A 277-nucleotide genomic window follows, 5' to 3' on the forward strand; every position below is an offset into this window, starting at 1 on the left:
TAGAACGGGTTATGCGATGCAGATATCACAATTCCGGCCTCTGCGCGGAAGGTACGCGTCAGATAAGCCACGGCCGGTGTTGGCATCGGGCCAGTGAAGAGTGCGGAAAGGCCCGCTGCCGCCAGACCCGCTTCCAGTGCTGACTCCAGCATATAGCCAGAAATACGCGTGTCTTTACCAATAATAATCTTACGGGAGCCGTGGCGCGCCAGCACTTTACCCGCGGCCCAACCCAGCTTAAGCACAAAATCAGGTGTGATCGGCGCATCCCCTACAC

At 57.4% G+C, this 277-nt stretch carries 1 pseudogene; it reads right to left on the reverse strand.

Annotation, left to right across the window (positions count from 1 at the left end):
• Positions 1-277 (reverse strand): annotated as a pseudogene (gene glmM / locus NDO48_RS29165) (phosphoglucosamine mutase); the annotation flags it as partial.

The organism is Aminobacter sp. MET-1, assembly GCF_026521175.1.
Taxonomy (GTDB): Bacteria; Pseudomonadota; Alphaproteobacteria; order Rhizobiales; family Rhizobiaceae; genus Aminobacter.